This is a genomic window from Stutzerimonas stutzeri (genome assembly GCF_024448895.1).
In the GTDB taxonomy this organism is placed as follows: Bacteria; Pseudomonadota; Gammaproteobacteria; order Pseudomonadales; family Pseudomonadaceae; genus Stutzerimonas; species Stutzerimonas stutzeri_Q.
The window spans coordinates 247,015-259,121 of record NZ_JAMOIC010000003.1; the positions used below are offsets into that span (position 1 = coordinate 247,015).

The 12,107-nt window shown below is 62.7% G+C and carries 11 protein-coding genes and 1 pseudogene; all 12 read right to left on the reverse strand.

Annotation, left to right across the window (positions count from 1 at the left end; translation table 11 throughout):
* Positions 1-22: 22 nt before the first annotated feature.
* A complete protein-coding gene (locus tag NA619_RS05165) occupies positions 23-1,249 on the reverse strand; it encodes a beta-ketoacyl-ACP synthase (protein WP_255960642.1) in 1,227 nt (408 codons plus the stop codon).
* A pseudogene (gene fabG, locus NA619_RS05170) lies at positions 1,249-1,968 on the reverse strand (3-oxoacyl-ACP reductase FabG); the annotation flags it as partial. The gene NA619_RS05165 and the pseudogene fabG, both read right to left, overlap by 1 nt.
* Before the next feature lie 3 nt (positions 1,969-1,971).
* Positions 1,972-2,424, reverse strand: a complete 453-nt coding sequence (locus NA619_RS05175; RefSeq protein WP_255960644.1) for a hotdog family protein — start codon at positions 2,422-2,424, stop codon at positions 1,972-1,974.
* Positions 2,421-3,608: a beta-ketoacyl-[acyl-carrier-protein] synthase family protein gene (locus tag NA619_RS05180; protein ID WP_255960646.1), complete on the reverse strand. Its 1,188-nt coding sequence runs from the start codon at positions 3,606-3,608 to the stop codon at positions 2,421-2,423. The genes NA619_RS05175 and NA619_RS05180 overlap by 4 nt, the downstream gene beginning before the upstream one ends.
* Complete coding sequence (locus NA619_RS05185; RefSeq protein WP_423836803.1) at positions 3,608-4,123, reverse strand: DUF3261 domain-containing protein; 516 nt, start codon at positions 4,121-4,123, stop codon at positions 3,608-3,610. The genes NA619_RS05180 and NA619_RS05185 overlap by 1 nt, the downstream gene beginning before the upstream one ends.
* A 19-nt stretch (positions 4,124-4,142) precedes the next feature.
* Positions 4,143-5,396 (reverse strand): NAD(P)/FAD-dependent oxidoreductase, encoded by a 1,254-nt coding sequence (locus NA619_RS05190; protein WP_255960648.1) that lies wholly within the window; start codon positions 5,394-5,396, stop codon positions 4,143-4,145.
* Positions 5,397-5,526: 130 nt separating this feature from the next.
* Entirely contained in the window at positions 5,527-7,866 is a 2,340-nt protein-coding gene (locus NA619_RS05195) for an MMPL family transporter (RefSeq protein WP_255960650.1), read from the reverse strand.
* Complete coding sequence (locus NA619_RS05200) at positions 7,850-8,461, reverse strand: outer membrane lipoprotein carrier protein LolA (RefSeq protein ID WP_255960652.1); 612 nt, start codon at positions 8,459-8,461, stop codon at positions 7,850-7,852. The genes NA619_RS05195 and NA619_RS05200 overlap by 17 nt, the downstream gene beginning before the upstream one ends.
* Positions 8,458-8,883, reverse strand: a complete 426-nt coding sequence (locus NA619_RS05205; protein ID WP_255960654.1) for an acyl-CoA thioesterase — start codon at positions 8,881-8,883, stop codon at positions 8,458-8,460. Before NA619_RS05205 ends, NA619_RS05200 begins: the two co-directional genes overlap by 4 nt.
* Positions 8,876-10,414: an HAL/PAL/TAL family ammonia-lyase gene (locus tag NA619_RS05210; RefSeq protein ID WP_255960656.1), complete on the reverse strand. Its 1,539-nt coding sequence runs from the start codon at positions 10,412-10,414 to the stop codon at positions 8,876-8,878. Before NA619_RS05210 ends, NA619_RS05205 begins: the two co-directional genes overlap by 8 nt.
* Positions 10,401-11,342 carry a glycosyl transferase gene (locus tag NA619_RS05215; RefSeq protein ID WP_255960657.1) on the reverse strand — a complete coding sequence of 314 codons (942 nt, stop codon included), beginning with the start codon at positions 11,340-11,342 and terminating at the stop codon, positions 10,401-10,403. The genes NA619_RS05210 and NA619_RS05215 overlap by 14 nt, the downstream gene beginning before the upstream one ends.
* On the reverse strand, positions 11,339-12,085 hold the full coding sequence (locus tag NA619_RS05220) for a glycosyltransferase family 2 protein (protein WP_255960835.1): 747 nt from the start codon (positions 12,083-12,085) through the stop codon (positions 11,339-11,341). Before NA619_RS05220 ends, NA619_RS05215 begins: the two co-directional genes overlap by 4 nt.
* Positions 12,086-12,107 lie beyond the last annotated feature (22 nt).

Sequence of the window (12,107 nt, forward strand, 5' to 3'; positions counted from 1 at the left end):
GCGGTGTTGTGGGGAAGTCAGGTCAAGACCAGCGGCGGAAGATCAATGAGGTGTTGATACCGCCAAAGGCGAAATTGTTATTCATGACGAACTCATGCTGCATCGCGCGAGGGGCGCCGACGAGGTAGTCGAGCTGGCCGCAGCGCGGATCGATCGCTTCGAGGTTCATCGTGTGGATGTAGCGGTCCTGATTCATCATTTCGATGCTGAACCAGGATTCGAGTGCGCCACAGGCGCCAAGGGTGTGGCCCAAAAAACTCTTTTGCGAGCTGATTGGCATCCCTGACCCGAAGAGGGAAAGCGTTGCCTGGGTTTCGGCAATGTCGCCTTGCTCGGTGGCGGTGCCGTGACCGTTGACGTAACCGATCGCCTCCGCTGCGAGCCCTGCATCTTCCAACGCCAGCTCCATGGCGCGACGCATGGTGACTTGCTCCGGCTTGGTCGCATGCTGGCCATCGGCGTTGCTGCCAAAGCCGACCAGCTCCGCGTAGATGGTGGCCCCTCGGGACAAGGCATGCTCCAGTTCTTCGAGCACCAGCATGCCGGCTCCTTCTCCGATCACCAGCCCATCACGCGCCGCATCGTATGGGCGCGGTGAGGTTTGCGGCGCATCATTTTTCAGGCTGGTGGCGTAGAGCGCGTCGAACACCATGGCCTCGGTGGCACAGAGCTCCTCGGCGCCGCCGGCGAGCATCATGGGGAGGCGGCCGAACTTGATTGCTTCGTAGGCGTAGCCGATACCCTGGCTGCCGCTCGTACAGGCACTGGAAGTAGGAATAACCCGTCCGGTCAGGCCGAAGAAGATGCTGATATTGGCTGCAGTAGTGTGCGGCATCATGCGGATGTAGGAGTTGGCGTTCAGTCCGTCAGCCACCGAATTGAGCAGCATGTTGCCAAACGCCTTGATCTCTTCCGTGCTGCCAGTGGATGACCCGCAGGCGACACCCATGCGGCCGTCCCGAATCGAGGCGTCACCCAGCAGGCCGGCGTGAGCCAGTGCTTGCTCAGCGGCTTTGACCGACAGGCGCGATACCCGGCCCATGCTGCGCAGCTGCTTGCGAGTCCAATGCCCCGGCACTGTGAAGTCATCCGCCGGGCCGGCCAGGCGCGTATTGAGTTCGGTGAAGCGATCCCACTCATGCATATAGCGGATGCCGCTGCGGTTACCGCTGAAGTTGGCTTCGATGGTCGCCCAGTCACTGCCGAGCGAAGTGATGCCGGCCATGCCGGTGACGACGACGCGTTTCATCAGCACAGCCCGCCGTTGACCGCCAGCACCTGGCGGGTGATGTAACTGGCTTCTTCCGACATCAGGAAGTTGACCGCACCGGCAACTTCCTCCGGCGTGCCCATGCGCTGCGCAGGGATCATCTTCAGCATCTCCTCGATAGGCAGGTCGTCATCGAGCATGTCGGTATCGATCAGGCCGGGCGCGACGCAATTGACCGTGATGCGGCGTTTTCCCAACTCAACCGCAAGCGCTTTCGCTGCGCCGATCACACCCGCCTTCGAAGCACTGTAATTGACCTGACCGCGATTGCCGATCATCCCGGAGACCGAGGTGATGCAAACGATGCGTCCCGGCTGGCGACGGCGGATCATGGGCATGGTCAGCGGATGCAGAACATTGTAGAAGCCATCGAGGTTGGTGCGCATCACCAGATCCCAGTCATCCTCGGTCAGGGCTGGAAAGGCTCCGTCACGGGTGAGGCCGGCATTGCACACCACGCCATAGTAAGCGCCATGCAATTCGATATCGGCTTCCAGCGCCGCGCGACAGGCGTCACGGTCAGCAACGTCGAACTGCAGGATTCGTGCTTCGCGCCCAACCGCCAGAATCTGCGACTGTACGGCCTGCGCTTCATCGAGACGTGCGCGGCAATGCAGAACGATGTCATGTCCGCTCCTGGCCAGGCGCAAGGCGATGGCGCGACCGATACCGCGGCTGGAGCCAGTGACGAGAACTGTTGCTCATGGAGTGGGCTCTTGCAGATAGCTCGCCACTTCGGGCGGGCGGAACACATTGAGGCGCGCCTCGGCATGGATGCCGGGCCCGTCGAGATGGCATTCGAACACGCCCATGCCGTTGTCATCCTGAAGTGAGCGCAGTGCGCGTACACGCAGCAGGCTGCCGGCGGGGATGTGCGCGACATTGCACTGGAAACTGCGGGTGCCAAGTAGAAAGCCTAGCTCCACAGGTAGACCGGCCTGGCGCGCCTGACAGCCGGCGAACGCGGCCACCGTCTGTGCCATGATTTCGACACCGACCCACGCCGGCAGGCTGCCATCGGGCAGGTTGAATAGGCCTTTGGGCTTGACCTGAAGGCGTGCCTTGATGCTCTCAGCGTCGAATGCTTCGACAGCATCGAGGAGAATCATGTCTCCGGCATGGGGCAGCAGCCCGGCTATTGGCCAATCGATCACGGCATGTCCCCCAGAATCAGGCTGATGTTGTTACCGCCAAAGGCAAAGGAGTTGCTCATCATTCGCCGTGAGCCCGTCGCTGCCATCCTGGTCCCGGGCGTGATCAGGTTCAGCATGGGCAGCTCGGCGTCCTGCTGGCCGTCCCAGCGATGCGGCGGTAGAAGTTGCGCGGGGTTGTGCTCGGACAGCGCCAGCCAGCAGAAGGCAGCCTCCAGCGCGCCGGCAGCGCCCAGCGTATGGCCAGTGAGCGGCTTGCTCGATGAGCAGGCCACCGGATGCTGGAACACCGCGGTGACTGCCAGACTTTCCATCGCATCATTGTGCCGGGTCGCGGTGCCATGCAGATTCAAGTAGGTGATCTGTTCAGGCTGTGTCGCTGCGCTGTGCAGCGCCTTGCGCATGGCGTCCATGGCGCCCTGGCCCTGCGGATCGGGGGCTGATATGTGATGGGCATCGGAGCTGGCGCCCCCGCCAAGCAGGGCAATGGGGCTGTATTGGCGGGTCATCAGGAAGACCGCTGCAGCCTCGCCGATGTTGATGCCGTCACGGTTGGCCGAGAATGGATTGCAGATCCGCTCGCTGGTGGCTTCAAGCGAGCTGAATCCCTGCAACGTCAAGTCGCACAGGGTATCGACGCCGCCACAGATCACCGCATCGCAGATGCCTGCCTCCAGCAGCCGCTTGGCGCTGAGCAGTGCACGTGCGCTGGATGTGCAGGCCGTGGAGATCGAATAGCTGGGCCCGCTGAGTTGCAATCGCTCGCTCAGAAAACTGGCAGGCGCGCAAAGCTCCTGATGGCCGTAATGGTAGCTAGGCGGCAGGCGTCCATCGCGTACCAGTCCGGTGATGCCCTGGGTTGCTTCCTGGATGCCTGTGGTGCTGGTGCCCAGCACCACGCCAACGCGGGCTGGGCCAAAGCGGCCGATCGCATCCTGCAGCTCGACATCAATTTCCTCGACAGCCGCGAGTAACAGCTGATTGTTGCGGGTGAGGTGACGCAGCGTGTCGTCCCCTAAGGCAGGCAGCTCGCCGGTTACGGCACCGACCGTCAACTGGCGTCCGGCTACCGGTTGAGGGTAGAGCTGCATGCCTGAACCGTCACCTTCCAACAGGCGCTGAGCAACCTCTGCCTTGCCACGACCGAGCGCGCATATCAGCCCGAGAGCATTCAGGTAGGCGGTCATCAGTGGAGGGCTCCGGCTGTCGCGATGGGGGCGACACCATAGGTCAGCGTTGCTCCGACGTCGAGATCGAAGCGGTCGTTTTTTCCATACCGTACACGCCAGTCCGACGCACCGTCCTTCAAGGAGCGACCGGTGCCCTCAGTGGTCCAGCGACGACCTTCATAAAGTTCGCCTAGCTGCTCGGCAGGACTCAGCGCGAACATCAGCGCGGCAAACAACTCACGCGCCTCGGCATTGGGGGGCAGTAGTCCGTCGGCCGCCCAGTGACCATCTGTTAACAGCTGGCGCGCCAGCGGAATGCCCAGCGGGTTGAGCAGCGACCAGCGCAAGGCGTCCCCTTCCTGCTGGATCACCAGTAGCCAGTCCTGAGTCGCTTCTGCGCTGCGCCGCTGAATATGCAGCTGCATCGGCAATTGCAGCTGCGGCGGTTGCTCGGGCAATGGCAATTGCCGGGCACAGGCGCCAAGCATGAGCGCCAGGCAGACCCAGGCCAGCCTGAGAACATGGCGTCGCAGCCGCGTCACGCCAGAGTCCTCATGTCGGCTCTACGGACGCACATAGTTCGGCCAGCACGCGCAGGCGACGTTTGGGTTCGGCGACGTAGGGGTTGCGGGCATCCCAGGCATAGCCCGCGAGGATCGAACTGATCATCCGGCGGATCTCTGGCTGGGCGCGTTCGTAATAGATCACGTCCTGAAAGCTACCGTCGTACCAGCCTTCGACGTAGGTCCGGAAAGTATCCACACCGCGCTTGAGCGGTGCAGCGAACTCGCTTTCCCAGTCCACAACTTCGCCCGTCAGCTGACGGTGCAACACCGAGGCTGCCATGCTCGCCGAGCGCATGGCGATGGTCACGCCGGAAGAGAACACCGGGTCGAGAAATTCGGCGGCGTTGCCCAGCAGCGCGAAGCCCTGGCCATGCAGTGTCTTGACGTTAGCCGAGTAGCCACCGATCAGGCGCGCCGGTGTGTCCCATTCGGCGTGCTTGAGAATGCGCTTGAGATTCGGCGCCTCCAGGACGAACTCTTTGAGGCAGACGTCCAGGTCCAGAGGGCGATCCTCAAAGCGTTCAGCGCTGGCGACTACACCTAGCGAGCAGCGTCCATTGCTGAACGGAATCGTCCAGTACCAGACGTCGCGCAGCTCGGGATGGGTGGTGATGAGGATCTTCTCGCGGTCGAAATGCGCATCCACGATTTTGTCTTCGATGTGGGTGAACACGGCGCGGCGCAGCGGAAAGTTCGATGGCGCCTCCAGTTCCAGCAGGCGTGGCAGCACGCGACCGTAGCCGCTGGCGTCGAGAACGAAATCCGCCTCGACGGCATATTCTCGACCGTTCTCGCAGCGGACCTGGAGCTGCGGGCGTGCGATGGAAAAATCAGCGGCGATGATTTCCTCCTCGTAACGGATTTCAACACCCTGCAGTTCGGCCTGATCGGCCAGCAGTTTGTCGAAGTCAGCGCGTTGAACCTGATAGGTGCTGCCGTGGCCTTCAGTGAATTTGTCGCGAAAGTCGAACTCGGTGTAGCGGTCACCCCAGCCGAACGCGGCGCCGTGCTTGGTCTGGAAACCGGCGGCCTGGACTGCTTCGAGCATGCCGGCTTCCTCGATGAAGTCCAGGCAGTGCGACAGCAGGCTTTCGCCAATCGAAAAGCGTGGGAATCGCTGTCGTTCGATGATCAGCACATCGTGGCCCTTGCGCTTGAGCAGGGCGGCGGCGATGGCCCCGGAAGGGCCCGCTCCGATGACTACGACGCTACGGTTTTCCAGATGCGAGAACGCCTTCATGTATTCGACTCGACAGGTGACAGAATCCGGCTATTGCCGGCGGGAAGAAAGCCTTTCATTCATTGAAGCACTGAGCGGGCAGCCGCGCGGCTAGCGCCGGCAGTAAAGCGCGCGGGCAACTTGGTGCGACTCAGCATGCGGCCTTCTCTTCGGGCTCTGCCGCCCAGGGCGCCAGCAGAAACGCGAACACCAGCCCGAGCCCCACCGCGAGACCAAAATTGCTTACAGCGGGCGTACTCGACAAGGCCAGCAGGCCAAACGACAACCATGTGGTAACGGCGGCCAGCAGGGTGCCAACCAAGCTCACCGCAGTGCCGCCGATGCGCTCGCGCATGAGGATGGCGTAGTCCACCCCGATCGCGGTGACAAGCAACAGGCCGAAGAGGCCGAACAGGGTCAATGGCTGACCCAACCAGCCCAGACACGCCAGGCTGCCAAGGGCTGCCAGCAGCGGAACTGCAAGACAACGCGCCGCGCCGCGCCAGCCGAACGGCATGCACAGCAGGGCAAAAATCAGCGCTGCAGCGAGCAGCTTGAGTAAAGCAGCGTGACGCTGGGTTTCTGCAAACAAGCGATTGAGTTCGGCAGGCCGGTCTATGAGTCTGGCTTCGGCGATACCTTCAGCCAACCCATGCAGGGCCGAACTGTCGCGCAGACCCTGCAAGGTGATCAGACCGGCAACCGATCCGTCGGGTAGCGTGCCCAGCCATAACGGACGCCAGGGCTCGGCGATTGGCCCTGCCAGCACCTGATCAAGGCTGGTTACCGGCTCAGTCAGCAGCTCGGCAAGTTCAGCCTGCAGCATGGCTGCGGTGACACCGAGATCCAGCAGGGGCTGGCTCACTTCCAGCAAGCGCGGCAGTGCCAGATGCAGGGTTTCCTGGGAGGCGGCCGGTGCGACCAGTTGGCTCAGCGCGAGATAACCATGCAGCTGCTGATCAGCAACCAGCTCATCGAGACGCATGCTAAGTTCCTCCTGACGTGTCAGCAGCTCGTCAGGATTGTCCGCATGCACCAGGAAGTACTGGCTGGTGGGCTCAAAGCCGGTGATCTGGCCAATCCGCTGTGCCTGCTGCTGCAGCACTGGGGCGCGACTGACCCACTGGCGCAGGTCATCGGTAAACGACACCTGACTGATTCCCGCGATGCAGAACACCACGAACACGGCCAGCAGCCAGGGCGACGGAACCCACCGCAGCAGCGTCTGGCGAATGTCGAGCCCCCGTCGGGCCCAGCCAAGCGGTGCCGCCCAGGGCTGCAGTGGGGCAGTTAGCAGTGCGGGTAACAGACAGGTTGCGCATGCAAAGGCGCCGAGCAACCCGGCAGCGGAAAACACCGCAACCTGGCCCAGCGCCGGAAATGGGGTAAATGCCATGGCCAGATAGCCGATGATATTGGTTGCCAGCGCCAAGGCCAGGCCTGGAAGTGTCAAGCGCAGGGCCCGGTAAGCCTGCCAGGGCTGCAGTGTCCAACTCTTGGAGAGGTAGTGCAGAGGGAAGTCGATGCTTACGCCGACCAAGCTCGCACCGAGTACCAGTGTCAGTACGTGGATCTGGCCGAACATCGCGACGCAGGCAGCGGCACCGCTTAGGGCCCCCACCAGCACCGGTAGCACCACCAGCAGCACGCGCGGGGTTCGAAACAACAGATGCAGCAATGCGAGCGTGGCGACCAGCGAAATGCTCCCGATCAGGCTTGCCTCCTCGCGTGCCTGGCGTTGCCCATACGCCGCGTGCAGCATTCCGCCCGCGGCTAGCAGCTCACCGTGCTGCGCCTCAACCAGGTGTCGGGCTGCTTTGACTTCATCGTCGACCAGAAGCGGCAGCTGATCATCGAACGCATTGCCGTGCGTTTGCGCATGAATCACCGCCCAGCGCTGACCTTCATGTTCGGCTACCAGCAACCCGTCGACCCGCGGTTGGACGTGACCGGGTTGCGGCAGCTGGCGCTGCGCCAGATCGGCAAGGCCGAACCAGTCCTGCTCCGCGGGAATCAGGCTGGTGCCTTCGAATGGGCTGTACAGGCGCTGCAGTCGCTGCTCGATGAAATCCTCGGGGGCGGCGATCAGGGATTCACGGCTGGCGCGACCGAGCAGTGCCAGGCGCTGGTCGAGCAATTGCTGACGCAACGCTGGCAGATCGGCCTGCACGGAGCGGCGGATATCGGCAAACAAGCCGCTGGCACGGAGCCTGTCCGAGACTTCGGCTGCCAGCGAGAGGGCCAATTCTTCATCCGGATGATGGATCAGCAGCATCAGGTCGCGGTTCAACGGTTCCTGAACCCGTTTCTCGGCCAACTGCTCCAGTTCGCCCGGTGCGCCACTGGGCAGCAGTTGCAGGAGATTGGCGCTGACCGGCGGGCCGTCTCGCCATTGCCAGGCCGTCAGCCCCACAAGCCCGAGCAACGCGAGGAAGAACAGCGAGGTCAGCCAGGACGGTAGTCTGAGCGCTTTGTCAGTTGGCGAGGTCATGAAGGTCGCTGGGGTCCAGCTGATCGTCGATCTGAATGTCGCTCATCACCATCACGGTGCTGTCGCCCTGGGTTTCGAGCAGTTCAACGCGCTCGGCGGTGATGCTGCCCTGGATCAGAATGCGGGTGAAAATCTGCCCGAGCAGCTTCGAACGTGGCGTCAACGTAAGCGCCCAGGCTTGGGCGCTGCCGCTCAGCTCCAGGTCGAAGTCGCGCTGCAGCGCTTCGGTATCGCCATGCAGCACGGCAAGAAACAGATCATTCTGACGAGCCGCGGGACCCTGCTGATCACTTTGCTGCCAACCACTGTCGTCGCGTCGCGAGATGCCCGAGGCGCTGATGCGATAGTCTTGCCGCACCGGCTCGCGCAGCAACCAGAGCAGGCCGAGGTCCCGGGCCAGGACGAAGGTGCCGGTGCTGACCAGCGGCTGGGGCAGGGCGCGCAGGTGCTTTTCCTGAGTGAAGCTACCGCGCACAACTTCCGGCTCGCTGAGCTGGCGGCGGAGCTGATTCAGATCGAAGGCATCGGCGTGAGCCGCTGTCATTGCGAACAGCAGGCCCAGCGACAGCAGGATCCGGACTCTCAGTTTGATCATTGAAGTGCCCGTTCCACGGCGTCGACGAAGACGTTCGGCGAAGCCAGCAGCATCTCGCGGCTGGAGATCTCTACAGCGACCTGTACGCTGCTGCCGCGGGTCATGCGTTCGCCGGTTTCGGCGTCGGTGATGAGGTAGTTGATCTTCAGACGGTTTTCCCACTCCACCAGATCGGCGCGGACGATGATGCGCTGGTTGAAGCGGGCGCCGCGTACGTAGCGCAGCTGAATGTCGATGATGGGCCAGGCGTAGCCGGCTTCCCTCATCTGCACATAGTTATGGCCTATGCGGTCGAGCAGGGCGCAGCGCGCAATCTCGAAATACTTGACGTAATGCCCGTGCCAGACGACATCCATAGAGTCGACATCAAAGAACGGTACGAGGATTTCCGCCTCGGCCTGCAATACACCTTCCTTACGCATAAAGCCCCCAATGCTGGGCACGAATTCGTTCGAGGCACAGGCGCAGTTCGCTTTCCAGCGCACGGTCTTCGATCAGTGGTGGAAAGTCTTCGCCCAGCGCGTTGTGCATCGGCGCGAGCGGTGCCGGCAGCGCGCGCGCATCGGGTTGGCGCTGACGCAGCCAGACGCCCTGATTCGCGGCGATCAGGGTGGCCGCCGCGACCTGCTCGGTCAGCTCCAGGCTGCGAAGCGCATCGCGCGCAGCAATGGTGCCCATGCTTACCTTGTCCTGGTTGTGGCACTCGGTCGAGCGCGAGAAGACACTGGCCGGCATGCTGTTTTTCAGCGCTTCGGCGGTCCAGGCACTGGCGCCGATCTGCACGGCCTTGAAGCCATGATTGATCATGGCCGTGGCTGCTGGCGCGCCGGACAGATTGCTCGGCAAGCCGTGGTTGTAGCGGGTGTCGACGAGCAGCGCGAGTTGCCGGTCGAGCAGGTCGGCGACGTTGGCGACCAGGTTCTTCAGGCTGTCCATGGCGAAGGCGATGTGACCGCCGTAGAAATGGCCGCCGTGCAGTACGCGCTCGTTCTCGGCGTCAATGATCGGGTTGTCGTTGGCGCTGTTCAGTTCGGTTTCGATGAACTGCCGCAGCAGGCCGAGGCTGTCGGCGAGCACCCCGAGCACATGCGGAGCACAGCGCAGCGAGTAGCGATCCTGAAGGCGATGCAAGGGTGCGGTGGGCGCCTCGATGGCCAGGTCCTGACGAATCCAGGCGGCTACCTGCATCTGTCCCGGGTGCGGTTTGGCGGCAAACAGGCGCTCATCGAAATGCTCAGGATTGCCTTCCAGCGCGACGATATTGAGCGCGGTGATACGGGTCGCCAGTTTCAGCAGGTAGTCCGCGCGGGCATAGGCGAGGCAGGCCAGGCCTGTCATCACGGCGGTGCCATTCATCAGCGCCAGGGCTTCCTTGGGACGCAGGGTCAGCGTCGTCCATCCGAGCTGTCTATGCACATCTGCAGCGCTGAGACGCTCGCCGCGATACATCACTTCACGCTCGCCGGCCAGGGTAGCGGCCACATAGGAGAGCGGCGTCAGATCACCGCTGGCGCCCACTGAGCCTTCTTCTGGAATCAGCGGCAGCACGTCGTGTTCGAGGAACGCCTGCATGCGTTCAAGCAATTCGATACGCACCCCGGACATGCCATGGGTCAGCGAGCGCAGGCGTGCAGCCAGCACCGCCCGCGTGGCTTCGGCGTCGAGCAGCTTGCCCAGGCCGCAACCGTGAAAGGTGAACAGGTGCTGCGGCAACGCTTCGACCTGATGCAGCGGCACCGCCACCACGCATGAATCGCCGTAGCCGGTGGTGACGCCGTAGATCACCCCTTCACGGTCGAGCAGGGTGTCGAGAAACTGGGCACCACGGGCGATCCGCTCGCGAAAGGCGGTATCCGACTGTAGGTGCGCCGGCGCCCGGCCCTGGGCGACCGCTAGCAGATCTTCGATGCGCAGATGGAGTTCACCAAAGATCACAGGCTCAGCGTTGTTCATGGGTGTTCCAGAAAGGGTAGAAGTTGAACCATTGCAAGGGCGCTTCCAGGCAGCGCGCCGCCAGGCGGTCCGCGTAGCGCTGCACCCATTGCTGCACGATCGCATCGCGCTCGCCGCGGCGCCATTGTATGCATTCTGCGAAGGGTTCGAGGTGTACATGGAATTTTTGGCCGTGCTTCAGGCAAAACAATAGATTCGCCGGGCATTGCAACAAGCCCGCCAGCAGCCATGGTCCCTGTGGGAAGTAGGCCGGCTGGCCCAGGAAATCCGCAGTCGCAATGCGTGCGCCGTGAAGCGGGACCCGATCACCGGCAATTGCCAGCCATTCGCCCGCGTCAAGCCGCTGCGACAGCTCCATCATGGTTGCGGGGTCGAGTTCGCTGACCTGAATCAGTCGCAAGTTGTTAGCCCCCGATTCGCTCAGCAGCCGATTGAAGTGTTCAGCATGGCGAGTGTGGACCAGTACGTTCATTTCGACCTTGCGGCCCAGTTCTGCCAGTGCTCGGCAGATCTCGAGATTGCCCAAGTGCGAGCCGACCAGCAGTTGGCCGCGTGGTGCCTTGAGTACGGAATGCAGGTCCGCATCGTCATGCAGGACGAGCCGATCCAGCGACAACCGCCCACCCCAGACATCGAGCTTGTCCAGCAGAGTGTCGGCAAAGGCCATGAACTGGCGATACACCGACCCTGCACTGGGCGTCAGATCAGCTCGCCCGCTCCAGCTGGCAAGGTTGCGCTGATAGGTCCAGGCGCTGTTTCGCGCACTGCGACCAAACAGATAGAAGTACAACACGATGAGGTAGAGCAGCGGCACCATGGGCTTTCGCCCCAGTACGCGCACGGCCCATGCGGTGAGCCTCATCAGCGCAAAGCTGCCGCGCTCACGGTGTCCGGCCCAGTGGGAGTCAGCTGCAGCCTTCTGGCTCATCTGCGCCACCGGCACCAGAGCAGCTTTGGTGCACGCAATAACATGCCGCCGAACAGTCGCGCGTGCATGGACGAGATCAGGACGTTGTCGCGCCATAGGCGAAAGTGGGAGATCCCGTCGGCTGGATAGTGAACACCAGTAGGCAACCAGACCATTGGTTGCTGGCGCCAATGCATGCGCACCAGGATCTCGGTATCGAAGTCCATCCGTTTGCCCAGCGCGGTCGAGTCGAGCAATGCCAGCGTCTGAGGCAGCGGGTAAACGCGGAAGCCGCACATCGAATCTCGAATCGACATCGACAGCGTGTTGATCCAGACCCACACGTGAGTCAGGTAACGGGCATAGAGCCGGCCCTTTGGCACGCTTGAGTCGTATTCGGGATAACCGCAGATGATGGCGTCCGGTGCCTGGCTCGCACGGTCGAGAAACAAGGGCACGGTGTTCAGATCATGCTGGCCGTCCGCGTCGACCTGCAGCGCATGGCTGAAACCCAGGCGATGCGCTTCGCGCAGTCCGGAAGCCACCGCTGCGCCCTTGCCCTGATTATGAGCATGACGCAGCAGGTGGACAGAGGGATGTCGCGCCAGCTCGTCCATAACCTGCGCTGCGGCTGGGCTGGAACCGTCATCGACGAGCACGCAGTGCAGGTCTTCGGCCAGCAGCGCAGCGATGACTGCAGGCAGGCTCAGTTCATGGTTGTACACGGGCACTACGGCGCAGGGCTTGAACCAGTCATCATCGATAAGCAGCGACAGCTGCTGATGA